Genomic DNA, 26,988 nt, shown 5'->3' with positions numbered 1-26,988 from the left:
TGCGGATTTGATTTAAAAAATTCATTTTACTCTCAATTGTTATCAGTATCTCTAATATTTTTTCATAATTTGCGGTAAAGCTGTTCATATTTAATCGTTTGTTAGACTATTAAATTTAGGTATTTATTTAATAATGAGCAGCTCCCTTTTTTTTATCCTAAATGAACCACGGGTTAATATAAACATATTTTTAAATCTAAAAGTCTTAAAAACTGGTGTTTTTTTCTTATTTATACCCCCTTAAATCCTCAACTACATCTCACAGGAATACTCCGATTTTTTAATGTATAAAATTTAAAACGATAAGCTCAGAGGAGAATTCATGCTATGATATGGAGATCTTAAAAGCTTAGGCTGATAATCTCCACATAGACTTTATGCATATTATTTATTTACTCTAATATCGCATAAAGTGCAAATGTTCCTAGCCAATGACTCCCCATATAGTCGCTATTAAAAACACTGCTAAAAGAATGTTCAAAATGCTGCTTTCCTATTTTTCTAAGATATTCAAGTTCTGGAAGAACATTTGCTATACTATTCAAACAAACCGCCCGACTAAAATTAAGCCCATGAAGGTGTACCAACTTTCCATCGGAGCTGTCGGATACCCGTCCTGGGCTTAGCTTAAAGTTCCTATAAAATAATTGAGGCATAAAATGATTGAGCCAAGTTCTATATTCTGAGGCAGGTAAAATCTTGCTCATTAATAATGCCTCTTCAAGGCAAGGAGAGAGAAAATCATTTCCCCCTGGCTCATAGGCCATATTACAATTTATATCATTTAGAAATAACCTTTTAGAGGTAGCGATAATAAGGCTTTCAAAATCTTTATCCTGAACCCTGCGTGCATACTCTAAAGTCAAGGAAAGACTAAATGCTGTATTATCGTGCTGCCCTGTGCGAATAGGATACAAAAGTTTAGGCAGGTAAGATTTATAGCCTTCTATGATTTGTGCCTCCAAAGGCTTTAATGTTATATGCCAACGCTCTGCATCTCTATCCGCCCACCCATAAAGTGCTTCTTGAAGCTTTAGCAACCACGACCATCCGTAAGTACGCTCAAAAGTATCATTTTTTTTATCTTTAAAAAAGGCCACTTCCCGCTCTACATTTTCAGGAGTAATCATCTGATTAAGAATCTTCCTAACCTGTCCGGTCTGATCGAGATGCGGATATTTCTTCAATAATACCACGATAGACCAAAAGCCATGAACCGATGAGTGCCAATCGAAACATCCATAAAAAATAGGCCTTAACTGGCGAGGTGTTTTAAGGTCTGCAGCCTCCCCGATAACCTGTCCGAGTTTATTAGGATATTCCTGCTGAATGCAATGAGTGGGAAGCGCAAAAATTTTTTTTGCCATTTGTCCATTAAGAGAAGCTGATTCGGTGGCTTGTGCGTACAAAATCTGCGTAGAGACAAGCCCCAAGCCTATTAAAAAAGGATAATATTTCATAGTTTATGTCTTTTGATTAAATATAAAATTTAATTTCATTTGTTTCTTAAAAAAACATTCTCGTGTTAATCAGGCTTTGATTTTACCTGTCTGGCCTCTGCCCAGAATGATCGCAAAGGGAGGCTGAAAATTGAAAATTAATTTTATAAACCGGCAAAGTATGAATATTTTTGGTATAATTCATATTCACTATCAACTAATGATTTAGCAAAAAAAATTAATCGAAGTACAGGATATTGCTCGCCAATTATCCGAGTGAGAAACCCCTACCAAAAATTACACTCTGCCGTCTTATAAGTATACTATTTTTTCGACTTATGATAAATTCATCATATCTTGTGTTTTTTATATTCCATGATACCCCATAAAAAAGGTTTTGACCAGAAGTTTCTGGAAGTTTTTATCCTATTCAGAAAAAACTAGCACCCTCAATATTCAGCCTATTCTACACATTCTTCTTCCACTAATACAAATAAAGAAAAAAACAGTGCATCTTTATTGTCCAAAAAGAGAAAATTACAACCTTTATATTAAACCTTATAGTCTTTAATCACCTAAGATTATATAATGCTTTGAGGCTATATTTATTGGGTAATTTATTAATCTTTATAAGAAACTTCAATCCTGAGAATTCTGTCTTTTGTATTTTTTGCATTTGTTCATCATGATGATGATATTTGAACATCTATAGCCGGTAGCCTGAATATAAAAAACATCGAGATGTTGATAAAAACACCATAGATTAAAAAATCTAGCCCATTCTAATTACATAATATTATAGCCAAAAGCTAATTGACTTGCTTTATTCCAACGGAAAAGTTCATCTGAATTTTCTACTCGACTGAAATAAGTTTGAAATCATGCTTTCGAAAATCATAATAACTACATCTTAAACACTATTCTGAAACTCTGTCCACTTCTTTATTACTCCTATTTCCAACATAGGTTTAACATTGAAATAAGATGGCTTACTTTAAATGGAAATAAATAATATTGGCAACTTAATATGTTCACAAATAAGCATTTTGTTGTTTTTATTGAAAGTAAAGAATAAACCTATATTTAGTTCTCTCACCTCAAAATTTTTGGCGATAAGATATCCTATTAAAAGTATTCTTATCTTCTATACTCACTTGAGCACAGATTAGGATTCCCATTCTGATATTTTTCCTTTAGGGATATAACAACCCATAATGGTGTTAGAGAAAAGAACAAAAATTAAAGAATAATCTTAGCTGCATCTTAATTGATTTATATCCCAAAAAAAACAAATCCAGCTCTATTACAAAAAAACTATATGGGGGTTAATTTTCAATATTTAAAAGTAATTACCGAAAGTTTTGTACCTTTAAAATAAAAATATAACCTTATGAAAAATTTAAAATTATTCTCCTTAGGTCTTATGGGGGCTTTAATGTTAGCTTCCTGTGCTGCCTCTAAGGAGGTAAATTATGTTATTCTACCGAAAAGTGATACTTCCACAGGCGGTAAGGTAAGTTTCAAACAAAAAGGAAATACCGTTATGATGGATATTGCAGTCACAGGGCTAACACCAGGGGAACATGCCGTACATATACATGATAAAGCGGATTGCTCTGCCGCAGACGCTACCTCTACTGGTGGACACTGGAATCCTGCTGGCAACGACCACGGAAAATGGGAATCTGAACATTTCCATATGGGAGATATTGGCAACCTTACGGCAGATGTTCAAGGAAATGCAGATCTTAGCTTTAAAACCGATAAATGGTGTATAGGTTGTAATGATGTATCTAAAAATATTTTAAATCACGGGCTTATTATACATTCTGGGGCCGATGATTTCCATACCCAACCCACTGGAAATGCTGGCGGAAGAGTCGGATGTGTAGAAATTAAATAAACCCGGTTACTACATATACTAAAAGAAAAGAGCGATAAGATAACTTTGAGTGATCTTATCGCTCTTTTTAGTCAATCCTGAGATCTCTAGAATTTATTCAATATTTCGCCAGTATCTTAAAACAACTCTATGGGATTATCAATGCTATAGAGTTTACGCAACATTTTATCCTGATCCTTTATCATATCACCAAAAGATTTATTGGTTCCTGGCAATTTACGATTTAATATTTCTGGTGTTATATACGACCGAAGAGCACCAAAAGGATCCTTTTTGTAAGCATTAAATATTTTGTAAAACTTCTCTTTTGGAAGGTCTTTGGGTACGGCATTTTTTATAAAAAACTTTTCAATGTAAGTTTGTTCTTGATAATCGGATAACTTTTTATTGGCCTGTAATACCCATGAGTAGTTTTTACCTTCATCTTCAATTTTTATAATAAGCCCTGGCAATCCATTAAATTTATAAGGCCCATCCTGAAAGGGAAAGTCTGTACTGAACCAGGCCGTCCATCGTCTGCCCCCAAATTCCGTAGTCGCCTTTTGTACACGATAATCCCCGATTTTAGTTTGCTCAGAATCAATCTTCCAGTTAAATTTAAGCTCTTCGGAATAAGAAATATAAGATGCTTTTTCTACAGACATTATCATTTCTATATACTGTACCTTCATGGACGGATAATGCTTATGTATGACATACGAGATTTTAGGAGATTTCATATTTTTACTGAAATCTGGATCAAAAATACCCGATTTTCTCATTTTCTCAAACCGCTCCTGATAAATAGAATCTTGCTCTACCTTGGTGTAATCCTGATAAATAGATTTGTTAGGCGAAATATCCAATACCATGAGTTCTCTATCAAGTGAGTCGGAACCTTTTTTAGGTTTATAGGTCATTTCATAAACAAACCTATGGGCCGCTACCTGTGCTGTAACGATAATCCCCCATGTAAATATAAAAAGAAAGGCTATTTTTTTCATTCTTTATCGATTTAATTCTCATTTATATAAGTCACCTAAACCTTCTTTTTGTTACAAATCATTACACGAAATCATCTCTTTGATAAGAATATCTATAAGTGCGTTTTCTAAAACCAACACATGGAAGAATTCTCCCCAGAAGAGCGAGGTTTATTCCTCCCTTTATGGGGTTAATTTGTAGTTATAAACTATCTTTACATCTTATTTTTAAACTTTGAAAACAAAATTTGCCCATTTCTTTAAAATTGTATTTCCTTCCTCCTATATGGAAGTAGGGATCTTGCTTTTTTTTATGACTGCCTACCTGTCATTTGGAGGGTTTATCGCTAAGGAGTTTCGTTTAATATATGATGAACGTATCCCCTGGGATGCTTACTTTAGTTTAGATAATTATTCTATTGTGACTACTGGAGGCGGATGGGAGCGTCATCCTTTTTCGAAGTATTTATTCGACTTAATCCGAGAAGTAGCACTTACAGTGTCCGGAGGGAAAAAAGATGCCTCCTTTAGAATAAGCCTTGTATTCTGTAGTGCTACAGCGGTATCCTTTTCCCTATTGCACTTGTACAAATACTTGCGAAATATTATTAGCCTTCCTCTTTGGATAAGTTTATTTTTAGTATTGTTTTTCAGTGTTTTTACGACTCCTATTATTCTTTCTTTTACACCTGAAACTTATACCTATTCTCTCTTTCTATTGGTTTTTTTCAATTATTTCTCCGCATTAAATATAACCCAAGAAAAGAAAATGACCACTCTCCCACTCACGGGCTTCGCTATTTTTATCGGAGGACTTACCATCACCAACCTGGCAAAAGTTTATATCCCCATATGCCTAGAAAATAGGCTCTTCCAAAAATGGAGCAATATTGTCTCTGCCTTCATTAGATGCTTAGTTTCAATAGGCGCTTTCTTTTTGTTGTACTTATGGAGATTGGATTTTAAATTGCATACCATTGTTGAGCAAACTTTTTCTCAATACGAAAAATTTTCAAAACCTAAAGTTACTCCACTCTGGGATATGATAGCGTCTTGGTTTTGGGGCGGAAACATACTTTTCCCAAGCTTTACCATAAGAGATTATCACTCTAAAATAGGTTTTCAATATAAAGCCTTGTTTATGGATGTTTATTCGCTATGGGTACCTTATTTGTTCTTAAGCGTCTTAACCTGCCTTGTAATCTGGAGTCTCGTTGCCAATTACAAAAATAAACTGGTACATATGCTAGGACTCTCCCTTTTTTGCGATATCGTCATCCACTGCATTCTAAAGTTTGGTTTACATACGGCTTATATTTATGGTGGTCATTTTATATTTATAGTTCCCATGTTGTTGGGTTGGCTTTTTTACAGCCAAAAAACAAAGCCAAAAATACTTTCGGCTCTGTGGTGTGTTTTGATTATTTTGTTTGCTTATTTGAGCCTGAACAATCTTTATCGTCTAAACGAAGTGGTAGAGTTTGCTAAGCTTTATTATCGCTAAACTTTATTTTGTCTGCGACTGCTCTTTTTTTATCTCTGCATCAATATAGGGATATTTTGTCTGCATATCTTGGATCATAGAAGGGTTAAGGCTTAGCGCCTGTTCCAAAGCTAATCTTGCGTCTTTATCCCGTTTCAAATTAAAATAACAATTGCTTAATTGGTAATACAATTCAGCCCTCTGATGTCTTTTTAATGCAATCTTAAGCTTTTGTTCGGCTTTGTCGTAATCGCCTACTAACATTAGTACTTCTGCGTATGCATACCAGTTGTAAAACCTTCCGGGTTCTGTTTCGACCATTTTTTTTAGACAGATCAGAGCTTCTTCCAGTTTTCCTAAACTAATGTATAAAAAAGCGAGTTTTTTTTGAATTTCCAAGTTGTTTTCACTTAATCGGGAAGCTTCCAAAGCGAAGTGTGCAGCCTCATTTAAATTGCCCAACTCTTCATATATATCAGAAATCGCCATCATAGAAAGATGAAACTGTGGGTCCTCATGCAAACTCTTCTGTAGCGCATTTAGCGCAGGAATTAACAATCCTTTCTTTTGATAACACTGCCCTATTTTGTAAAAGGAATACGATTTGGTAAATTCATATTCTTGTGAATCGATATAAGTCTCAATGGCTTTTTCCCATTCGTTAAGAGCCTCATAGCAGGCTGCTTTATTAGCATACACTGCTACAGAATGAGGATTGATGGCAAGAAGATAATCAAAGCCTTCAATGGCTTTTTGATAATTTTTATTGTTAAAATGAAGGCTTCCATACTCATACCATGCAATTTCCGAAAAGGGATAGTTATCAAGATAATTATTGATAAAGATTAGGGCCTCTTCAGTCCGATTCATTTCAGCATAGCAAAGCATTATACTCTCTAAAGCATATTCATCGCTAGGTTCGTGCTTAAGAGCCATCTGATAGTGCTTTAAGGCCGAAAAGGGATCGTCTAGATTTTTATATTCATCGGCTATAAAATTATGTATAAAATCTTCATCCTCTTCCTTTTCCAGGGCTTTTTCACAAAGATTTATGGCCTTTCTGGGATTGCCCATATTAGAATAATATTTAGCACAGCAGATAATGAAATCCATGTCTTCATCTGCCGAATTTTCTAATTCCCGTATGAGTATTTTGGCTTGCAGATTTTCTTCTTTCTCAAGAAGAAACTCTAATTTACGAAGTTTTATCCGCTCCGAATCAGGGTATAGATTCTGCGCATATTTAATGGCTTCTTCTGCATATTGGTAATCGCCAATCTCCAAATAATAGGAAATAACATCCTCGTATTCTTCGATATCGAAAAACAACTCTTCATTATTTTCTATCATTTCTTCAAAGCGTTTTACCGCTTCATTTTCAAAAAATTCTTCCAAAGATATTCTGATTATAATATGAATTTCGGAAAAATTTCCAAAATAACCAATTAAATTAAGCTTTTTATTTTCGCGATCATATCGTCTGCCAAATGATCGGCATCCTCCTGAGAATCTGCTTCAGTATAAATCCGTATAATAGGCTCTGTATTGGATTTACGAAGGTGAACCCATTTGGTAGGAAAATCTATCTTAACACCGTCTATCGTAGAAATTTGCTCATTCTTAAATTCTTTTTCCACTTTTTTAAGGAGTTTATCTACATCGATTTCAGGTGTTAGTTCAATTTTCTTTTTACCCATATAATAATCTGGATAGGTCGCTCTAAGCTCGGAGGCCGATCTGCCCTGTTGCGCCATATAAGTTAGAAATAAAGCCGCTCCCACAAGAGAATCTCTCCCATAATGCAGCTTAGGAAATATAACACCTCCATTGCCTTCTCCTCCGATAATGGCTTCTTTTTCTTTCATCAGACTCACTACATTTACCTCTCCTACAGCAGCAGCAAAATGCTGTGATTCTAGATTTTTAGCTACATCTCTTAAAGCACGACTTGAAGAAAGATTGGATATAGCCACCCCTTTTTTATTCTTCAGAATATAATCTGCTACCGCCACCAAGGTATACTCCTCTCCGAAAAGTTGTCCATTTTCATCGACTAAGGCCAAGCGATCCACATCAGGGTCGACCACGATACCGAGATCTGCCTTTTCTTTTATCACCACCTCGCAAACATCGGAAAGGTGTTCTTTAATCGGTTCCGGATTATGAGGAAATTCACCATTGGGCTCACAATAGAGCTTCACCACATCACATCCCATTTTTTCCAATAGCTTAGGAATAGCAATTCCTCCGGTAGAGTTTACGGCATCCACTACTATTTTATATCTTTTTTCTCTTATAATTCCGGGTAAAACCTCCGGAAGTTCCAAAATTTTGTTAATGTGGAGCTGTATTCCATCTTCGTTTTTGGAATAGGTTCCTAAGTGGTCTACATCGGAATACTCAAAAGCTTCTTTCTCCGCAATTTCCAAAACTTCTTCTCCATCTTTTGCACTGATAAATTCACCTTTACTATTTAAAAGCTTCAGTGCATTCCACTCTTTGGGATTGTGGCTCGCTGTAAAAATAATTCCGCCGTCGGCTTGTAGTTCTGCAACCATGATTTCGACTGTAGGCGTGGTACTCAATCCTAGATCGATTACGTTAATCCCCAGGGATTGTAAGGTAGATGCAGAAAGCCTGGATACAATCTCTCCAGAGATTCGGGCATCTCTGCCCACAACCAAAGTGAGATCTTTTTTATGATACTTCTGCTGAAGCCAGATTCCAAATGCAGATGAAAACTTAACAATATCTAAAGGCGTCAGGTTCTCGCCTGCCTTACCTCCTATTGTTCCTCTAACTCCAGAAATACTCTTAATTAATGACATAAATTTTCTCTAAAAATTTATACAAAAATACGGAATAAATAGGAAATAAAGTATTTAGGCTTCATAAGATTTATGAGCATCCACAATTTTTGTCGCAGCCATGGGTCTTTTTACTGCTAAATTTTTTGATTAAAAGGTTCCACAACCTAAAACAAGCAAAAAGCAAAAGTCCTATTATAATGATATATTGCAAATAAATCATAATGCGATTATTTGAGTATTTGAAAAACAAAAAATGATGCCAAATAAGCCAAAACAGACATGCTGATTAGTTGGACAAATGTCCACTTCCTACTCCTTGTCTCTTTATAAACCACCGCTACTGTACTGATACATTGCATCGCAAAAGCATAAAACACTAAGATGGAAACCCCAGTAGCTAAAGTAAATAAGGGAGTACCATCTTCTCGGGTATCAGCCTTCATCTTATCGATCAATCGGGCATCTTCACTTTCATCATCCAGAGAATACAGCGTAGACATGGTTCCTACAAAGACTTCTCTAGCAGCAAAGGATGTTAAAATCCCTACCCCCATTTTCCAATCATATCCCAAAGGACGTATGGCGGGTTCTATACTTTTGCCTATAGTGGCTAAATAAGAATCGTTCAACGATACATTGGACTTTGCCGAGATCATATTAAACTTATCTTGAGGTCCGAAATAGCTAAGGAACCAGATTACAATACTTACGGCAAAGATTACCTTTCCAGCACCAGTAATAAAGTCCCATGCTTTTAATAAAGCCATTTTAAGATTATAACCCCATAGAGGAATCTTATAGGCGGGCAGATCTAAAATTAAAATACTCTTATTGGTATCTTTTATTCTTGTTTTTAAAAACAATGAAGCTCCTAAGGCGGTCACAAAACCTAATATATACATGCCTAATAAGGCCAGCGCTCTATAACCTATGCCTAAAAAGTACACATCTGGTACTACCAGGGTAATAATGATACTGTAAATAGGCAACCTCGCTGAACAAGTCATAAAAGGTGTTACCAGGATGGTGATTAAGCGCTCCTTGGAGTTATCTATATTTCTTGCGGACATAATGGCCGGAATCGCACAAGCGGTTCCTGAGATTAGGGGAATCACACTCTTTCCATTCAATCCAAAAGGTCGGAGTAATCTATCCATAAGGAATATGATCCTTGACATATAACCCGTGTCTTCTATGATATATAAGAAATACATTAATATTCCAATCTGCGGAGCAAAAACGACAATTCCCCCTATTCCTGGTAAAATTCCGTCGGCTATAAGGCTATTGAGGGGGCCTTCTGGCAAATACGTTGACACTAGGGAAGAAAACCATGTAAATACATCTTCTATCCAACCTTGAGGATATTCTGCCAGAAAAAAGACACAATTAAATATGATTAACAGAATAACCGAAAAAATAATATAGCCCCAAAATTTATGGACTGCTAGATAGTCTATTTTTTCAGTAATTAAATCCCTCAACATCGTTTTCTTGGTCCGCACTTTTTCTAACAGCTTATCAATACTCTCATATCGACGTAAGGTCTCCTGTGTTTGCAAGCGCTTGGGAACCATGCTCTTAATTTCTTTACTCAACTCTTGTAAGGAATGATAAAAATTGGTATTCTCTCTCTTCCATGTAGAAGCCAATTGAAACCATGCCTGATAAGCATTGTTTTCTCCCGTGTGGGCACTTATATCCTTTATTTTAGATTTATGCTCTAAAGGAATCTTAAAAAAAGAGGCTCCTTGAGTGGTAAACTCATTAAGATAGATACTTTCCTTAACCGCATCTATCCCTTTATTTTTTTTAGCATTTGTAAGATTAACAGACACCCCGAGTTCTTCTGATAGCTTGTGATCTTCAAGAAGATAACCTCGTTTTTCCGCTTCATCAATTTGGTTAACCACCATAATAATGGGTATACCTAAGTCTCTGATTTGTCCGTACAAAAGGAGGCTTCTTTTAAAGTTAAGCGCATCTGCTATATATAACACCCCGTCATATTCATGCTTTTTATGAAGCAAATAATTGACAAAAATAGCTTCATCTTCCGAGCTCGGATAAACACTATATGAACCGGGTAGATCAATAATTTCAACCTTTTTGCCTTTATAAATATAATCTCCCCTTAGGCTGCTTACAGTTACCCCCGCATAGTTACCTGTCTTCTGGTTGCGATTGCACAACTGATTAAAAAGAGTCGATTTTCCTACGTTGGGATTACCCACCAGTAGTATTCTGGGTGATTTTACTTTATTTTCCATTTTCTATAGCTTCCACAATAATATATCTAGCTTCTTCTTCACGCAGGGCAACTCTGGAGCGCTCTTCTCCAAACTCCACATATAAAGGGCCCCCAAATGGAGCTTGATATAGTATTTTGAAAGCTATATTAGGCAAAAGGCCTATTTCAATAATTTTACCGGGCATTTCCATGTGATGGTTATCATACCCCACGATAATTCCTTTTTGGTTCATCGGGAAACAGCAAAGCTTATTAAACTCTAAATTTTTCAAGATTGTTATTTAAAATACAAATATATCCTATTTAAATTAAATCTAAATAAAAATATGGTTAAATATTACTTAATATTCTTTTAATTATATTTTGCTTAAGATCTGAGCAAAGATTTGACTTTTAAAAATATAGAGCATATAATCTGTTTTTAAGAGAGAATCAAATTTACCCTGATACTTTTTTAAAATTTCATTTATTTAATTTCAGAAAGAACGTTCACCGCCTCTTGCAGGTACAAATCTCTTTTTAAATTTTTAATCCAATTTTTACTTTTTACTGAAAAAGCCTCATCCTTTTTCATACGTACTACCTCATCCTGATGTTGGGTAAACTGTAATTTATTGCTATAGTTGGTTAAGGATTCAAATTTTTTCACTTCTAGCTTTCTTCTCTTCATTAGTTCGAAAAACTGAGACTGATTAAGGCTTAATTTTTCCTCTTTCCCGAGAGATTGGCGCCACTTTGCAGATTCTAGTAACAATTGGTAAGCTTTATTCGCTTTAATCCGCGCTCGACTGCGTTCTACAATATCCTTTATACCAATATTGTGAAAAGGCTTATAATCGGCACTTTTAATCTGGTCCCATGCTAAAGCATGCTCATTATATTTTTCGCCTATTTCATCATAGGTAAAATAGTCATCCATGGGCACATCCGATCTCACTCCTTCCAGTTGAGTAGATTTACCACTAATTCTATAAAATTTCTGAATAGTAAGTTTTAAATCTCCATAATCATCATTGGTGCTAAGAAACCTGTTTAGGGAAACAAAAGTCTGAACAGTACCCTTTCCAAAGGAATGGGGAGATCCAAGGATGATACCTCTACCATAATCTTGAATAGCCCCTGTCAAAATTTCAGAAGCGGATGCCGAAAGTTCATTTTGCATTAATACCAAAGGTCCAGTCCATATGGGAGCATTATTTTTATTCTTTAAAACCTGTATTTTACCCTCTCCATTTCTTACTTGCACTACCGGGCCATTCCCCATAAATAACCCCATAATATCCACCACTTCAGTAAGAGATCCCCCTCCATTATTTCTGAGATCGAGGATGATTCCTTTAACATGTTGTGCTTTCAACTTAAGAATCTCATTTTTAACATCTGTGGAGGCATTTCTACCTTTTGCATCATTAAAATTAGCATTAAAACTAGGGAGATAAATAAATCCATACTTCTGACCATTGGGAGCATCTACGACAATACTTTTGGCAAATGTATCCTCCATTTCTACTTCCTCTCGAATAAGCTTTACTTCTTTTACAGCGCCATCTTTTTTCCTCAGAATCAGCACTACTTCAGAGCCTTTTTCCCCTCTAATTAATCGAACAACCTCATCTATAAGCATCCCTACCACATTGATTGCTTCAGTTTTAGGATTGGATTTCACTTTCAATATCTCATCACCTTCATTTACCTGCTTAGATTTCCATGCTGGTGCACCGATCACCAAAGGACCTATAAAAAGTTTTCCCTTTTTCTCGGCTATTTGGGCTCCTATTCCTATAATTTTACCACTGAAGCTAGCATCAAAGTCTTCCTTATCTTTTGGGGAAAAATAATTGGTATGGGGATCGAAAACTTCTGTGTATGCATTCATATAAAACACAGAAAACCAATCTATTTCTTTTCTTTTCTTAATCCTATTAAACATACTACTCATCAGATCCTTAATCTCTCCTGTAGCTTTATCTTTCTTTTGCTGCAGTGTGAGAGGCTCATACTTGATGGTATCCTTTAATTTTAGCGCAACTGCCGAATCTTTTTTCTTTTTCTGCGCCTCTTCTTTATCATTCAAAGCTTGCATTTCCTGTAGAATACTGTATTTTATAAACTTCTTCCACTCAGCATACATCTCCTTTTTATCGCTTGGATTTTTTCTTATTTTGGGCTCAAGTACAATTTCCTCATGCTGATCTAAGTCTATAGGATGAGATAGAATTTCTTGCGAAAACTTTTCTGCATCATTTACCCGTTGAAGATATCTTTCATTGGTCAGCTTAAAGAAACTGATATCCCCCACTTTAAGATAATCGTCTAACTTTGTTTTATATTTTGCAAATTCATCCATATCAGTTTGCAGGAAATACCGCTTCAAAGGATCTAATTTTTCAAAATACTCTTTATATACCCCCTGTGAATAAGCATCGTTAATAGGTCTTGCGTTATAACTTAAATAGGATAAGGTATTGTTCACGCTAACCATAATGGTCTGCATTTTCTGATCATCATTTTTGGGAGAATTAAAACAAAAAATAAGTGTCCCGAGAGAGGACAACAGCAATAGTTTATTAAAACCAAAAAACTTTTTAAACATCTTCTAAGTAATTTCAAATACCAAATTTAATATCTTAATTTATAAAAACAGTTGGTTTTGTTTAATTTTGTGATATTAATTAAAAAATAAATGAAAAAGCCTTTGATTTTGGTTACCAATGATGATGGGATTACGGCTCCTGGAATTCGTAACCTTGTCAGTTTTATGAATGAGCTGGGTGAAGTGATCGTAGTGGCTCCAGACTCTCCTCAAAGTGGAAAGGGACACGCAATTACGATTAATTCGACTCTAACGTATGATGAAGTTAATATGGAAGGCCCCCAGAAAGATTATGCCTTAAGCGGGACACCTGTAGACTGCGTAAAATTCGCCTTAGATAAAATTCTGAAACGAAAACCAGATATTGTGGTTTCAGGAATCAACCACGGATCCAATTCCTCTATTAACGTTATTTACTCCGGAACAATGTCGGCTGCTGTGGAAGCAGGTTTAGAAGGTCTGCCTGCTATTGGTTTTTCTTTATTAGATTTTAATTGGGAAGCCGATTTTTCTCAGTCCAAAAGTTTTATTCAACATATCGTAAAGAAAGTTCTGGAGCAACCTCTGCCGAAAGGAATTGTTCTGAATGTAAATATTCCAAAGCTTCATCAAAATGAGATAAAAGGTATAAAAATATGCAAACAGGCACATGCTAAATGGGAGGAAAGTTTCGACGAAAGAATAAACCCTCATGGAAAAAAGTATTATTGGCTTACGGGATATTTTAACAATATGGATCAATCTGAAGATGCTGATGAAACGGCTTTATCAGAGGGATACATTTCGGTGGTACCTGTTAAATTCGACCTTACCGCCTATGAATATCTGCAAAATTTACAAAAAACATTTGATTGCTAAAGATTCTCAAATATAAATTTATATCCAGATCTGCTAAGTGACAAGCTTATGGGTTAGCCCTTAATAAAAGTCGATGAAGTATTGGGTAAAGACTTTTTATCTAAAATATACCCAGATAAAGAACAAAAGCATTATGCGTATTAATCCTCAATGCTTGTAGAAAGGGCCTCCAAAAGAGATTCCGAAGCTTTATTAATTTCACGTGTCCAATCTTCTAAGGCTTTTGCATCTGCTCCGTCTGAGATATATTTTAGACAAAGAAAAGGAATGTTTTCTCTTTTAGCAATAAGGGCTAACGCATAAGCTTCCATATCTACAATAGAATATAGATTGGTGGTATGTGCGTTTTCAAAATGATCTCCCGTTCCACACACTCCTTGGGGCAGACCTTTTAACACCATGCCATATTTCAATACTAATTTATCTGTGGAAAAAGGCGTTTTATATTTGCTTATGCCCAGGGGGGAAGCATCCATATCCCGCTGTATAAAACTGGTACAACAAACCACTGCTCCTTTTTTAAAAGAGAAGCTTCCGGCGGTTCCTAGATTAATAATCAGGTCCGGTTGATGGTTTATCAAATACTTCATTAGAGAATAACTTGCATTAATCTTACCTACTCCTGTGAATATCCGATTAAAACCCTCAAAATAAGCCCCTGCTTCCTGTCGCATAGCAAAAACCAAAACAGGACGCTTATATCTTTTCGCATTTATGATGACTTCTTTCATCTGCTTCTAGACATTAAAAAAGGCTTTAAAAAAGCCTTTCTACTAAGTTAATAATCCGCCATCTACATTGATTACCTGACCCGTAATATAAGAAGACATTTCACTTCCTAAGAACACACAGGCATTGGCAACATCTTCAGGCTGCCCCCCTCTCTTCAATGGGATGTTTTCGCTCCACCCCTGAACTATTTTTTCGTCTAACGCAGCCGTCATTTCTGTTTCTATAAAACCCGGAGCAATAACATTACAACGTATGTTTCTGGAACCTAATTCCAAAGCTATAGATTTAGAGAACCCGATAACGCCGGCTTTAGAAGCTGCATAATTAGCTTGCCCTGCATTACCTTTAATACCCACTACAGAAGACATATTGATAATGGACCCCTTTTTAACCTTCATCATCGGTTTCACCACCGCCTTGGTAAGATTGAATACTGAATCTAAATTAACCTTTATAATGCTATCCCAATCCTCTTTGGACATACGTAACATCAGATTATCTCTAGTGATACCTGCATTATTGATCAAAATATCAATTTGACCAAATTCGGCTATGACATCCTCTACCAATTTCTGAGCCGCTTCATAATCGGAGGCATCTGATTGATAAGCTTTTATTTTGGTTTCAGAGCTTAGAGTTTTCTCTAAATCTTTCGCTTTATCTACAGAACCGGCATAGGTGAAAGCAACCTGTGCTCCTTGTTTAGCGAAAACCTCTGCGATTCCTTTCCCTATTCCTCGTGTAGCGCCTGTAATAAGAGCGACTTTTCCTTCTAATAACTTCATATTTATATGTTTATTATTTCTCTTTAAATCAGTAGCTGTATGTAAATCTTAGCCTACTGTATGCAATATTAAAACGACTATTTTTATTTCTCTTCAAAGACTATGTATTTTAAAAACGCTAGATACAGAGTTTTATTTTTCTTTGGTTTCTTGCCCGTTTAAGGATAGTTTTAGGGGGATATTAAATGTGATTATTAATCACAAGTACAATTTCTCCTTTCAGCGTCTTGCTCTGAGAAAATTCAATCAGTTCCTGTATTGTACCTCGCTTGGTCTCTTCAAATTTTTTAGAAATTTCACGGCTAAGGCTCACCTTTGTTTCTTCTCCAAAAAAGGTTTTTATTTGCTCCAGAGTTGCATTTATCTTATGTGGACTCTCATACAGAACAATTGTATTCTTTTGCTGTGCTAATTGTTTTAGTTTGGTTTGTCTCCCTTTTTTTGGAGGTAAAAAACCTGCAAAATAAAAATCGTGATTGGGTAATCCAGAGACCACCAAAGCGGGTACAAAAGCGGTAGCTCCTGGTAGACAAATCATGTTAAGCCCATGATCCGTACCTGCTTTGGCCAAAAGATATCCTGGATCAGAAATCCCCGGAGTCCCTGCGTCTGTAATCAAGGCAATACACTGTCCATCCTTTACATCTTGAATAACCTTCTCAGTAACCTGGTGCTCATTATGTAAATGATAAGCCCTTAAGGGTTTTGATATTTCGAAATGTTTTAACAAAATACCAGAGGTTCGTGTATCTTCACACAAGATATAATCCACTTCCTTCAAGACTTTTACCGCCCGGAAAGTCATATCTTCCAAATTACCTACAGGTGTCGGTACAAAATATAAAATTCCACTCATTATTTAAAACGACTTTCTACTAAAGACCAGAGCCTCTGGGCATATTCATCTACGGGTTTCCAATCTTTATCATAATACATATCACTTAGATATTCTTTGGCTTCTTCTACATTTGAAAATTGATTAAGCTTTTCCAATACCATATTCATTTCCTCGACATTGTTATTAAATAATTTTTTTATAAAAGCCATTCTATCGTTTAAATCCAATTTAAATTGTCTTTTTTGAGTGCTATATATATTACTGACTTGACTAAAAACAGAAGCTTGCCCCGTTTTTAAGTCATGTTGCAAATGTAGCTCTGCTTCTGGACCTGCGGATTTAAGTTTCTTAATAGAGGCCAATTTTAATTTGTGCGAAAAATGATGATCTATTTCCTGATGGGAACGCCCTTCGTCTGAAGGAGCAATAGGCGGAATAAATGTTGTAGAAAAATTCATCCCTTCCTCCATTTTAGATGGCGTAACCTCATGCTGCGCTTTCTCTATAGGATCAGCCTTGGGCTCTTTCGTATCATTTTCTTCTATCGCATCACGTATTGTTAATTTTTCTATCCCTGTCCCCTCTAAAATTTGTCTCTGATCATGAACAATTTCTTCTTCCGGCATTGACATTAAAGCTTGCCCCTCCTGTTGTGTTTGATCGCCCTCCGTTCGCGGTACCTCTACCCCTGCTCCTAATTCTTGTTTTATCTTTTGAAGATCTATTTTACCTACTTCCAGTGATTTTAACAATACAACCTTTTCATAAAGGTTCTGAATTTTTTGATAATTAGCAATTAGCCCGGAAGTGGTCTCAACTGAAGCGATATCCGAAGCTATTTTCTTAATCTCTTCGAGGAGTCTGCCTTGAATTTCACGAGAGTTTTGCATCATTATTTTACGTAATTTTGATGTGGATTTATATGTGCTAAGTTAACAAATGTTTTTAGAAAATACAATTAACCAAGCCCAGCAAAGTGGTTGGATGGAAGTGATATGTGGATCAATGTTTTCCGGAAAAACAGAGGAGCTCATAAGGCGCCTTCGACGTGCTGAAATGGCCGGGCAACAAGTAGAAATTTTTAAACCTAAAATCGATAATCGATATTCCGAAGAAGATATTGTATCTCATAATGACAATAAAATTAGAAGCACAAGCGTTGATAATCCTAATCAGATTTTATTGCTGGGCTCTAGTTGCGATGTGATAGGTATTGACGAAGCTCAGTTTTTTGATCAGAGCATCGTTTGGGTGAGCAATCAATTAGCCAATCAAGGGATAAGAGTGGTGATTGCAGGTTTGGATATGGATTTTATGGGCCGCCCTTTTGGTCCTATGCCCAATCTTATGGCCACTGCGGAATATGTCACTAAGGTACATGCTATCTGTAAGAGAACCGGTAATTTAGCACACTATTCCTTAAGAACATCGGATAGTAAAGACTTGGTTCAGTTAGGTGAAACCGACAACTACGAAGCCGTTAGCCGTCGTATCTTTTGGGAAGAGATACAAAAGCCATAAGAAATGCAATAGAAATGGAATATACTGCACACGAATTAGCGCTGATTACAGACTCGGAAATTCTCGGAAATAAAACCGAAAAAATCAAACAGCTGATATTTGATACCCGCCTGATTTTCTCGGCAAAAAACAATGCGTTTATCGCCCTAAAAACAACTAAGGCCAATGGTGCTCAATATATCCAGGAGGCCATTGAAAAAGGGATAAGGGTCATTATCTGCACAGAAATCCCCCTAGTAACTCCCTATAAAATTACTTGGATTATCACTCAGGACACCCATGGCTTTTTACGAAAATTAGCCCATCAGCATTTACAAAAAATCTCTCTTCCAAAAACCATAGGCATTACCGGCAGCAATGGTAAAACCATTGTGAAGGAGTGGCTTTATCAATGTCTTTCGGATGAGATGAGAGTCGTAAAAAGTCCCAAGAGTTATAACTCCCAAATTGGACTCCCCATTTCTATTCTTAAAGCCAATGAGAAAGATGATTTAGGTATTTTTGAAGTAGGCATCTCCCTACCCGGTGAAATGGAAAAACAGGTTGAAGTATTTTCACCCCATATTGGTATTTTCACCCATCTGGGCTCTGCACACTCAGAACATTTTAAAAACGAAAAAGAACTTCTGAAAGAAAAATTAAAGCTTTTCAAAAATTCTGAAGTTATTATTTATAACGGAGATCATCCTCTTATCAATCATGAAATACGCAAAGTTTTTACCAATAAAATATTAATCTCTTACGGAACTTATGCCCACAATGATATTCTGATCGAAAAACCTGCAGGACAGGATAAGGCTTTTAAAATAAAACTTTTAGATGGCACTATCGATGTTCCTTTTATCCATCAGGATCAAGCGACCCTTCATAATGCTTTAGCGGTGATTGCCACCCTCAATTTGCTCCATATACCACATCCGAAAATTGTAGAGAAAATCAACCATCTCTATCCTGTAGAGATGCGTATGGAAAGCGTAAAGGGCCAAAGAGAGAACCTTATTATTAACGATTCCTATAACCTGGATTTGGACTCTCTGAAGATAGCGCTTAGCACCTTGAGACAATATGGTAATAAATCAAAAAAAGTACTCGTGCTTACGGATATCATGAATGTGAAAGATCATCCAAGACGTATTTATTCCATCGTTGCGGAATTGGTAAATGAGCAGTCGTTTGATCAAATCTATCTGATAGGGGAAAAAATCACGGGATTTGCTCACTTGTTTAGGTCTGAAATTTTTACTTTCGAGAATATTAAAGAGCTCCTTAAGAACAACAGTTTTAAGAATATAGAAAACGCTATTATCCTACTAAAAGGCGCCCGTAAATTTGAGCTGGAAACACTAAAAAAAGAACTAGAACTTCAATCCCATGATACGATTCTGGAAATAAACTTAAACGCGATTTTACATAATATTAATGTTCATAAAAGCTTCTTAAAACCCAAAACAAAAGTAATGGCTATGGTAAAAGCCTATTCTTATGGGCTTGGCGGTCATGAAATTGCTGAATTTATACAACATCACAATATAGATTACCTTACAGTTGCCTATGCCGATGAAGGGGTAAACTTGAGAAAAAATAAAATAACCCTCCCTATTATGGTAATGAATCCTGAGCTAAATAGCTATGATAACATTATAGAATATGAACTGGAACCAGAAATCTATAGTTTTAAAGTTTTGGATCTATTTTTAGAGGCTCTGAAGAAAAAAGGTATACAAGAGAAATACCCTATCCATATTAAACTAGAAACCGGTATGCATAGACTGGGTTTCCATCGTGATGATTTAGATAAACTTTTATTGAAAATAAAAGGAAATAAGCTCAAAGTTGCCAGTATTTTTACCCACCTCTCCTCTACAGATGATCCTAAGGAACGCGCCTATACCCTGGAGCAGATTAAGCTCTATACTGAAAATTCGGATTATCTACTGGCGGAAATAGAAGACCAAGCCTTAAGGCATTGTCTTAATTCACAAGGAATTACCAATTACCCGGAATACCAGTTCGATATGGTTAGAATAGGGATAGGCATGCTGGGCTATACGTCCAACCCAGCTATAAAACCGCTGTTACAAAATGCCGTTTGCTTCAAAACGATTATCACCCAAATTTCTCCACTTTATGCAGGAGAATCTCTAGGTTACAATCGGAGTTTTAAAGCTAAAAAAAACACCCGTATCGCTACCATAGCAGTGGGATATGCCGATGGTATACCGCGTTCATTGAGTAATGGAAGAGGCTTTGTAGGGATTAAAGGAAAACTTTATCCTATACAGGGGAATATTTGTATGGATATGCTAATGGTAGATCTGGGACAAGATCCTATACAGGAGGGCGAAGAAGTGATTATTTTTAATGGAAACCCCTGCCTTGAACAATTTTCTCAATATTGCAAAACCATTCCTTATGAGGTTTTAACTTCCATTTCCCAGCGGGTAAAAAGAGTATATATTAAAGATTGATTATATAAGCAATAAAGATGAATAGACTTTTTCTTTTGATAGGACTTATTTCCGGTATTTCTATTTATTCGCAGGTTAAAGAAAATTTTAGCATTCCGCCTCATCCTAAAATAGGATTATCCTTAAGTGGGGGTGGTGCAAAGGGATTTGCCCATATAGGAGTGCTAAAAGTTCTAGACTCTTTAGGCGTGAAGGTCGATTATATAGGAGGGACCAGTATGGGGGCTATTATCGGAGGGCTCTATGCTACAGGCTACTCAGGCAAAGAAATCGAAAATATCGTTCTGGAAACTGATTTCTATAATGTGCTCAGTGGTTCCATCTCTCGTTTGCAAACTTCCTTTTTTAGTAAAAATGTAGATAAATATCTTTTGAAAATCCCTATTCAGAAAGGTAAGGTGGTCCTGCCCTCAAGTGTTTCCTCCGGTCAGAAAAATCTATCTCTTTTTAAAGAACTGTTTAGGAAATACCCCTCTAATCAGGATTTTAGTAAACTTCCCATCCCTTTCTTCTGTATCGCCACCAATATAGAAACTGGAGCCTTAAAACAACTGGAATCGGGGGATTTATCCAAGGCTATTATGGCCAGCTCTGCATTTCCAGGCCTTTTAGACCCTGTAAAAATAGGAGATAGCCTGTATGTAGACGGAGGAATTAGTATTAACTTCCCTTCCGGCCCTCTGAAGGAGAAAGGAATGGATATCGTTATTGGTGTCAACTTAAACCAAGGGCTGGAAAACAGAGATCAGCTCAACAACATTATAGCCCTACTCAACCAAATTATTTCTTTTGGAATATACAAAGAAACCCACAAACAACTCCCTTATACAGATATTAATATCCAACCCATTTTAAAGGGGGTTAATGTTACCAGTTTCAACGAGAAAAAAAACACCATCAAGAATGGTTATGACGAAGCGATTCGCTATTCGGGCATTTTAAAAGAACTCCCCAAGAGAGACTCGCCGAGGATTGTAAATCAGCCCCCCCTGCTACCTGAAATTTATAAAATAGACGACATAGAGGTGGTAAATGACAATATCTATAATAGGGACTATATTAAAGGGAAAATGGGCCTTAAAACACCTTCTCAATATACTTATAAAAAAATCAATGATAAAATAGATAAACTCTATGCTACCAATAATTATAACTTTATTAACTATAATATTATAAACGAAAATGGGCGCAATATTCTCAAAATAAACGTTATCGAAGATCAAAGCCGTTTATTTTTAAAGTTTGGGCTACACTATGATGAAATCTTTAAAACAGGACTTTTAGCGAACTTTTCAGCCAAAAGAGCTTTATTCAAAAATTCCAATGCTAGCTTGGACATCGTATTCGGGGACAAACCCCGTTATTATTTGAACTATCTCATGGACAACGGCTATATTCCAGGATTGGGTATCTATTCTTCGGGTATGCAGCTCGACTTAAAACAGAAAAAGAATAATCTTGATGAAAACTGGAAATGGTTTCGCAATGAAGTTTACCTACAATCCATCTCTAAAGACAGGTATGCTATAGGAGGAGGAATTAGTTATGACATTCTCAATCGCCAGAAAGGTTCGTCTAAAAAAACATATAACTATTATAATCCATATCTATTTATAAAAAGTGATACACAAGATAGAATAGATTTTGCCAGCAGAGGTATCTACCTGAATATTCAAGCCAAAGCCATCGATATATTTAATAAAAACAGAGAAGCCGATAATAAAAGTGCTCAAATTTCTGCAGATGTTAAAATCAATCTACCTTTATCTCCTCGCCTCACCTACCGCCTTTCTGGACTAATGGGAGTTAGCTTTGGAGAGGTCGCCGATCTGTATAAATATAGACTGGGAGGAACTTTTGAACAAAACTTAAATAACTTTATTTCATTTGACGGATATGCCTTTGGACAAGAATCCAATGATAATATTTTGAGAATAGCAAACCAACTTCAATATAAAATACTGAAGAATTATTATCTTATAGGAAGTTACAATACAGCAAGTCTTTTCGCTAATAGTAAAAATACAGAATTTTTAAGCTTTAACCATAATTCTATTGGGCTGGGTCTAGGGTATGACTCACCCTTTGGACAAATTAAAATTAATTATAGCCAACCCTTGCACCATAATAAAGCAGGTATTTTCAATGTGATATTAGGTCATTGGTTTTAATACATTATGATACATTATTTTTATGAAAACATCTCTCCCATATCTGATGAGGAAAAGAGAGCTAAATGGATAGAAGACCTCATACTGAATGAGGGGAAAAAGATAGGCAGCATCAATTATATTTTGTGCGATGATGAATATCTCTTACAGATTAATAAGGAATATTTAAATCACGATTATTATACGGATATTATCTCCTTCAATTATTGTAAAGGTAAAAATATTTCCGGCGATATTTTTGTATCTTTGCAACGCATATTAGATAATTCTTCTCTTCTAAAAACCAAGCAAGAAGACGAATTAAATCGTGTATTGGCTCATGGAGTATTGCACCTGTGTGGCTACAACGATAAAACCGAAGAAGAACAAAGAATAATGCGGAATAAAGAAGATTACTATATAGGAAAATATTAAATGTTTCACGTGAAACAAATTGAAAGATGATCGATCAGATATACGATGTAATTATAGTGGGAGCAGGTCATGCAGGTTGTGAAGCAGCCGCTGCGGCGGCAAATTTAGGCTCCAAAACTTTACTTATTACGATGAACATGCAAAACATCGGACAGATGAGTTGCAATCCTGCTATGGGAGGAATAGCAAAAGGACAGATTGTAAGGGAAATCGACGCTATGGGTGGGTATTCAGGTATTGTGGCAGATAAAAGCGCCATACAATTTAAGATGCTCAACCTCTCCAAAGGTCCAGCTATGTGGTCCCCTAGAACCCAAAATGATCGAATGCTTTTCGCCGCAGAGTGGAGGTATATATTAGAACAAACGCCTAATCTCGATTTTTTTCAGGATATGGTTAAAAGCCTCATAATAGAAAATAATAAAATTGCAGGAGTAATTACATCACTCGGCATAAAAATAAAAAGCAAAGCCGTTGTACTCACCAACGGCACCTTTCTAAATGGATTAATCCATGTTGGAGATAAACAATTAGGTGGCGGAAGAATGGGAGAGCCAAAAGCTTTTGGCTTAACCGAGCAGTTACAGTCTTTAGGTTTTCAAGCCGGAAGAATGAAAACAGGTACCCCTGCCCGCATTGACGGAAGAAGCTTAGACTATTCCCAAATGGAAGAACAAAAAGGAGATGAAAAACCTCAAAAATTCTCCTACCTCGACACGCCTAAGTTAAAAGAACAAAAAAGCTGTTATATCACCTATACGAATGAAAGTGTTCACGAAATTTTACGTTCAGGTTTTGATAAATCTCCAATGTTTAATGGAACCATACAAAGTATAGGACCTCGGTATTGCCCTAGTATAGAAGATAAAATAAATCGCTTCAAAGAACGTGATAGACACCAGCTTTTCGTAGAGCCTGAAGGATGGAATACTATAGAAATTTATGTGAATGGCTTTAGTTCTTCACTGCCGGAAGATGTACAAGTGCAAGCTATGCGTCATATCCCAGGTTTTAAAAATGTAAAAGTCTTCAGACCTGGTTATGCGATTGAGTACGACTACTTCCCCCCTACTCAATTAAAACACACTCTAGAAACCAAACTCATAGATAATTTATTCTTTGCTGGTCAAATAAACGGTACCACGGGTTATGAAGAGGCCGCTGGACAGGGATTAATCGCAGGGATCAATGCTCACCACAAAGTACATGATAAAGAAGAATTTACACTCAACAGAGACGAAGCTTATATTGGGGTTTTAATCGACGATTTAATCACAAAAGGAACAGAAGAACCTTACCGAATGTTTACTTCTCGTGCCGAATACAGACTTCTACTACGTCAGGATAACGCAGATATTAGACTTACAGAGAAATCTTATAATTTAGGATTAGCCTCAGCTGAAAGGCTCCGAAAAGTAGAGCTAAAAATGGAAAAAAGTAAAGAAGTAGAAGATTTTTTAAAAGCCACCCCACTTAAACCAGAAATATTAAATCCTATTTTAGAAGAAAACAGCTCAAGCCTTGTTAACCAAAGCTTTAGGGCTTCGCAGATACTAACCCGACCTAATATAAATATTCGTAAACTTAGTATAATTGAAGAAATTAATCATAAAATTACTCACTATACAGAAGAAGAGGTAGAACAAGCAGAAATCAACATCAAATACAAAGGCTATATTAATAAAGAACAGGAGAATGTTGCTAAACTCCATCGACTAGAAAATATCCTGATACCTGGACATTTCGATTATATGAAAATCACCAGTCTTTCAGCAGAAGCAAAACAAAAGCTATCCGCTTTAAAACCTAAAACTATTGCTCAAGCAGGGAGAATTAGCGGTGTATCCCCTGCTGACATTAATATATTGTTAATCTTTTTAGGGCGATAACCTATAATGTTTCACGTGAAACGTAAAAAAACAACATGTCTTTTTTACATTTTGAGCCTTGTATAAATTAAACCCTTAATGAAAGTAAAAGATTTATTTCTGACCCAAGAAGAATTTGAAATAAAAGAAGTTTCAACTGGTATTCTTAAGACCTCCCCTATTCCGGAGAATTTATCGCCTTATTATGAAAGTGAAAAATATATTTCCCATCATCAAGAAGGTAAATCCTTAAAAGAAATAATTTATAAATTCTTTCAATATTTTAATCTTCTATATAAAAAAACTATTATAGACCGGGAAGTAAAAACAGGCAAAAATCTACTGGATTATGGATGTGGAGCAGGAGACTTCATCAATTTCATAAAAAAAAACTATTGCGTATATGGTATAGAGCCCCATTCTCACGCTCAAAAAATGGCCCAACAAAAGGTCGGAAAACAGAATATAAAAACGAGTCTTACTGAAATAGAAAACGAGTCTTTAGATGTAATGACCTTATGGCATGTATTTGAACATATTGGTGATCAAAGTATTTTTTTAGATGAAGTCTATGAAAAAATAAAAAAAGGAGGCAAATTAATTATAGCTGTCCCTAATTATAAAAGCTATGATGCTCAATATTACAAAGAATATTGGGCTGCATATGATGTTCCAAGACATATCTTTCATTTTTCTCAGGAGGGCATGAACTCTATTTTCAATAATGAGAGGTGGAAACTCAAAAAAGTGAAACCCCTCCTACTCGATTCTTATTATATCTCTATTATAAGCGAAAAATATAAAAAAAATCCCTTTTTTTGGCTTAAAGGCTGTCTTCTAGGATTAATTTCTAACATAAATGGGGTAAAAACCGGCGATTTTTCTTCTTTGATATACGTCATCGAAAAAAAATAGAAGTCTTATTTTTGACACCTTAAAAAGATTGTTTTTTTTTACATTCAGGGGAATTTCCACTTTTTTCTTTATCGTATCTACATAAATTACATCCCATCATATTTAAGACTCCCATTTTTGTATACAAAAAATTAAAAAGCTTGAATTGATAAAATATCTCATATTTATTGAAAGCCCTATTCTTTAAATTTTCGCATACCTATTGATATCCAGAAAAAACATAAACCTCGTTAGGAGCAACGCCTGAAAGTTTGAGCTTCCTATTGAAGATTTCTGAAGTGTAAAAAGATCATAAAACCAAAATTAGCCAGAAATAATCAAAAAAAAATGTTGAAGCATATTGAATTCTTCAAAAATCATAAACTGTGTAACCTATAATATCTCTCTAAGCCAAAATAAATTCAATAGTGTATTTTGAATATTCGGGTTGTGAAATAGCTAAAGCATATTCTATATTATACTCCTGATTATATTTTTCACGATAAGCAGCATTGATATAGGTGTGCATCATATCATCCTTAGATAGCTTATGTACTTTTACCTTTAAAACTTTATCTCCATATCTAATCTCACCCTCTTTATATTTTTTAATTTCTCCAAACCATCCAATTAAATTCTTATTCCAACTTCTTGCGAAAGTTCTGCCTTCTACAACGACTGCACATATTTCTGTAAATTTTTCCCGGTCAGTACCCGCTTTAATTAAAATTAAGGTATTATTATTCAGGTATTTATAAAAATCCTCTGGAAACATATTATTTATTCTATTTGTTTTTTAGTCATCAGCTAATATCTACTGGTATAAAACGTATAGCATTTTATTTTTTTTTCTTTCGTTTAAACGCAGAACTTGTTTAAACTTATAGTTTTCTGAGAGATAAAATAACAAAAGCAATATAATGCAAAGAATACCATGTTATTACAGAAGTTTCAAATCGTATTAATAATGCTTTGAAACTATCTAACCAAGCATTTGC

General features: G+C 35.6%; 21 protein-coding genes. 9 read left to right on the top strand and 12 right to left on the bottom strand.

All coding sequences use genetic code 11. The features are described 5' to 3' along the window. Positions 1 to 392 precede the first annotated feature (392 nt). On the bottom strand, positions 393 to 1,460 hold the full coding sequence (locus tag GNY06_RS09470) for a DUF2891 domain-containing protein (RefSeq protein WP_166519861.1): 1,068 nt from the start codon (positions 1,458 to 1,460) through the stop codon (positions 393 to 395). 1,369 nt (positions 1,461 to 2,829) lie between these two features. Here GNY06_RS09470 and GNY06_RS09465 point away from each other — a divergent pair. Then, a complete protein-coding gene (locus GNY06_RS09465; protein ID WP_166519860.1) occupies positions 2,830 to 3,342 on the top strand; it encodes a superoxide dismutase family protein in 513 nt (170 codons plus the stop codon). Between the two features lie 116 nt (positions 3,343 to 3,458). Here the strand turns inward: GNY06_RS09465 and GNY06_RS09460 are convergent, their stop codons facing one another. Then, complete coding sequence (locus tag GNY06_RS09460; RefSeq protein ID WP_166519859.1) at positions 3,459 to 4,325, bottom strand: GLPGLI family protein; 867 nt, start codon at positions 4,323 to 4,325, stop codon at positions 3,459 to 3,461. Between the two features lie 214 nt (positions 4,326 to 4,539). On the opposite strand from GNY06_RS09460, the gene GNY06_RS09455 reads away from it, so the two are divergent. Next, positions 4,540 to 5,808, top strand: coding sequence for a DUF6080 domain-containing protein (locus GNY06_RS09455; RefSeq protein WP_244614403.1), 1,269 nt, complete (start codon positions 4,540 to 4,542; stop codon positions 5,806 to 5,808). Between the two features lie 3 nt (positions 5,809 to 5,811). Here the strand turns inward: GNY06_RS09455 and GNY06_RS09450 are convergent, their stop codons facing one another. The 5 genes from GNY06_RS09450 to GNY06_RS09430 form a co-directional block, all read right to left on the bottom strand. Further along, positions 5,812 to 7,182: a tetratricopeptide repeat protein gene (locus tag GNY06_RS09450; RefSeq protein ID WP_166519858.1), complete on the bottom strand. Its 1,371-nt coding sequence runs from the start codon at positions 7,180 to 7,182 to the stop codon at positions 5,812 to 5,814. 50 nt (positions 7,183 to 7,232) lie between these two features. After that, positions 7,233 to 8,615, bottom strand: coding sequence for a phosphoglucosamine mutase (gene glmM / locus GNY06_RS09445; protein ID WP_166519857.1), 1,383 nt, complete (start codon positions 8,613 to 8,615; stop codon positions 7,233 to 7,235). Positions 8,616 to 8,824: 209 nt separating this feature from the next. Further along, a complete protein-coding gene (gene feoB / locus GNY06_RS09440; protein ID WP_166519856.1) occupies positions 8,825 to 10,867 on the bottom strand; it encodes a ferrous iron transport protein B in 2,043 nt (680 codons plus the stop codon). Then, positions 10,857 to 11,081, bottom strand: a complete 225-nt coding sequence (locus GNY06_RS09435; RefSeq protein WP_166519862.1) for a FeoA family protein — start codon at positions 11,079 to 11,081, stop codon at positions 10,857 to 10,859. Before GNY06_RS09435 ends, feoB begins: the two co-directional genes overlap by 11 nt. A gap of 233 nt (positions 11,082 to 11,314) precedes the next feature. Next, the gene (locus GNY06_RS09430; protein WP_166519855.1) at positions 11,315 to 13,441 is read right to left on the bottom strand and encodes a carboxy terminal-processing peptidase; all 2,127 of its coding nucleotides are present in this window, start codon (positions 13,439 to 13,441) and stop codon (positions 11,315 to 11,317) included. 90 nt (positions 13,442 to 13,531) lie between these two features. On the opposite strand from GNY06_RS09430, the gene surE reads away from it, so the two are divergent. Further along, positions 13,532 to 14,299, top strand: coding sequence for a 5'/3'-nucleotidase SurE (surE, locus tag GNY06_RS09425; protein WP_166519854.1), 768 nt, complete (start codon positions 13,532 to 13,534; stop codon positions 14,297 to 14,299). A gap of 140 nt (positions 14,300 to 14,439) precedes the next feature. Here surE and GNY06_RS09420 read toward each other — a convergent pair whose 3' ends face one another. The 4 genes from GNY06_RS09420 to GNY06_RS09405 form a co-directional block, all read right to left on the bottom strand. After that, entirely contained in the window at positions 14,440 to 15,030 is a 591-nt protein-coding gene (locus GNY06_RS09420; protein ID WP_166519853.1) for a 5'-methylthioadenosine/S-adenosylhomocysteine nucleosidase family protein, read from the bottom strand. Between the two features lie 42 nt (positions 15,031 to 15,072). Next, on the bottom strand, positions 15,073 to 15,816 hold the full coding sequence (gene fabG / locus GNY06_RS09415) for a 3-oxoacyl-[acyl-carrier-protein] reductase (protein WP_166519852.1): 744 nt from the start codon (positions 15,814 to 15,816) through the stop codon (positions 15,073 to 15,075). Positions 15,817 to 15,997: 181 nt separating this feature from the next. After that, on the bottom strand, positions 15,998 to 16,672 hold the full coding sequence (gene rsmI, locus GNY06_RS09410; RefSeq protein ID WP_166519851.1) for a 16S rRNA (cytidine(1402)-2'-O)-methyltransferase: 675 nt from the start codon (positions 16,670 to 16,672) through the stop codon (positions 15,998 to 16,000). Beyond that, positions 16,672 to 17,547 (bottom strand): hypothetical protein, encoded by an 876-nt coding sequence (locus tag GNY06_RS09405; protein WP_166519850.1) that lies wholly within the window; start codon positions 17,545 to 17,547, stop codon positions 16,672 to 16,674. The genes rsmI and GNY06_RS09405 overlap by 1 nt, the downstream gene beginning before the upstream one ends. A 46-nt stretch (positions 17,548 to 17,593) precedes the next feature. Here GNY06_RS09405 and GNY06_RS09400 point away from each other — a divergent pair, with 46 nt between their 5' ends. From GNY06_RS09400 to GNY06_RS09375, 6 genes are all read left to right on the top strand, one after another. Next, a complete protein-coding gene (locus tag GNY06_RS09400; RefSeq protein ID WP_166519849.1) occupies positions 17,594 to 18,175 on the top strand; it encodes a thymidine kinase in 582 nt (193 codons plus the stop codon). Positions 18,176 to 18,189: 14 nt separating this feature from the next. Continuing rightward, complete coding sequence (locus GNY06_RS09395; protein ID WP_166519848.1) at positions 18,190 to 20,643, top strand: bifunctional UDP-N-acetylmuramoyl-tripeptide:D-alanyl-D-alanine ligase/alanine racemase; 2,454 nt, start codon at positions 18,190 to 18,192, stop codon at positions 20,641 to 20,643. A gap of 17 nt (positions 20,644 to 20,660) precedes the next feature. Next, positions 20,661 to 22,814, top strand: a complete 2,154-nt coding sequence (locus tag GNY06_RS09390; RefSeq protein WP_166519847.1) for a patatin-like phospholipase family protein — start codon at positions 20,661 to 20,663, stop codon at positions 22,812 to 22,814. A gap of 6 nt (positions 22,815 to 22,820) precedes the next feature. Continuing rightward, a complete protein-coding gene (gene ybeY, locus GNY06_RS09385; RefSeq protein ID WP_166519846.1) occupies positions 22,821 to 23,228 on the top strand; it encodes an rRNA maturation RNase YbeY in 408 nt (135 codons plus the stop codon). Between the two features lie 26 nt (positions 23,229 to 23,254). After that, positions 23,255 to 25,117, top strand: a complete 1,863-nt coding sequence (gene mnmG, locus GNY06_RS09380) for a tRNA uridine-5-carboxymethylaminomethyl(34) synthesis enzyme MnmG (protein ID WP_166519845.1) — start codon at positions 23,255 to 23,257, stop codon at positions 25,115 to 25,117. A gap of 78 nt (positions 25,118 to 25,195) precedes the next feature. Further along, a complete protein-coding gene (locus GNY06_RS09375; RefSeq protein ID WP_166519844.1) occupies positions 25,196 to 26,011 on the top strand; it encodes a class I SAM-dependent methyltransferase in 816 nt (271 codons plus the stop codon). Positions 26,012 to 26,396: 385 nt separating this feature from the next. On the opposite strand, the gene GNY06_RS09370 is transcribed toward GNY06_RS09375, so the two are convergent. Then, positions 26,397 to 26,765, bottom strand: a complete 369-nt coding sequence (locus tag GNY06_RS09370) for a DUF2255 family protein (RefSeq protein WP_166519843.1) — start codon at positions 26,763 to 26,765, stop codon at positions 26,397 to 26,399. Positions 26,766 to 26,988 lie beyond the last annotated feature (223 nt).

The sequence above is a fragment of the Elizabethkingia argenteiflava genome, assembly GCF_009904105.1.
GTDB classification, from domain to species: domain Bacteria; phylum Bacteroidota; class Bacteroidia; order Flavobacteriales; family Weeksellaceae; genus Elizabethkingia; species Elizabethkingia argenteiflava.
Note: the sequence above shows the minus strand (reverse complement) of the source record. Positions and strands in the feature narration are given on the sequence as shown.

Excerpts from the sequence above, each read along its gene's own strand:
- glmM (WP_166519857.1), bottom strand. The coding sequence starts at position 8,615 with ATGTCATTAATTAAGAGTATTTCTGGAGTTAGAGGAACAATAGGAGGT.
- feoB (WP_166519856.1), bottom strand. The coding sequence starts at position 10,867 with ATGGAAAATAAAGTAAAATCACCCAGAATACTACTGGTGGGTAATCCC.
- GNY06_RS09465 (WP_166519860.1), top strand. The coding sequence starts at position 2,830 with ATGAAAAATTTAAAATTATTCTCCTTAGGTCTTATGGGGGCTTTAATG.
- GNY06_RS09395 (WP_166519848.1), top strand. The coding sequence starts at position 18,190 with ATGGAATATACTGCACACGAATTAGCGCTGATTACAGACTCGGAAATT.
- ybeY (WP_166519846.1), top strand. The coding sequence starts at position 22,821 with ATGATACATTATTTTTATGAAAACATCTCTCCCATATCTGATGAGGAA.
- GNY06_RS09375 (WP_166519844.1), top strand. The coding sequence starts at position 25,196 with ATGAAAGTAAAAGATTTATTTCTGACCCAAGAAGAATTTGAAATAAAA.
- surE (WP_166519854.1), top strand. The coding sequence starts at position 13,532 with ATGAAAAAGCCTTTGATTTTGGTTACCAATGATGATGGGATTACGGCT.
- fabG (WP_166519852.1), bottom strand. The coding sequence starts at position 15,816 with ATGAAGTTATTAGAAGGAAAAGTCGCTCTTATTACAGGCGCTACACGA.
- GNY06_RS09390 (WP_166519847.1), top strand. The coding sequence starts at position 20,661 with ATGAATAGACTTTTTCTTTTGATAGGACTTATTTCCGGTATTTCTATT.
- GNY06_RS09405 (WP_166519850.1), bottom strand. The coding sequence starts at position 17,547 with ATGATGCAAAACTCTCGTGAAATTCAAGGCAGACTCCTCGAAGAGATT.
- GNY06_RS09435 (WP_166519862.1), bottom strand. The coding sequence starts at position 11,081 with ATGAACCAAAAAGGAATTATCGTGGGGTATGATAACCATCACATGGAA.
- GNY06_RS09400 (WP_166519849.1), top strand. The coding sequence starts at position 17,594 with ATGTTTTTAGAAAATACAATTAACCAAGCCCAGCAAAGTGGTTGGATG.
- GNY06_RS09460 (WP_166519859.1), bottom strand. The coding sequence starts at position 4,325 with ATGAAAAAAATAGCCTTTCTTTTTATATTTACATGGGGGATTATCGTT.
- mnmG (WP_166519845.1), top strand. The coding sequence starts at position 23,255 with ATGATCGATCAGATATACGATGTAATTATAGTGGGAGCAGGTCATGCA.
- rsmI (WP_166519851.1), bottom strand. The coding sequence starts at position 16,672 with ATGAGTGGAATTTTATATTTTGTACCGACACCTGTAGGTAATTTGGAA.
- GNY06_RS09370 (WP_166519843.1), bottom strand. The coding sequence starts at position 26,765 with ATGTTTCCAGAGGATTTTTATAAATACCTGAATAATAATACCTTAATT.
- GNY06_RS09420 (WP_166519853.1), bottom strand. The coding sequence starts at position 15,030 with ATGAAAGAAGTCATCATAAATGCGAAAAGATATAAGCGTCCTGTTTTG.
- GNY06_RS09430 (WP_166519855.1), bottom strand. The coding sequence starts at position 13,441 with ATGTTTAAAAAGTTTTTTGGTTTTAATAAACTATTGCTGTTGTCCTCT.
- GNY06_RS09470 (WP_166519861.1), bottom strand. The coding sequence starts at position 1,460 with ATGAAATATTATCCTTTTTTAATAGGCTTGGGGCTTGTCTCTACGCAG.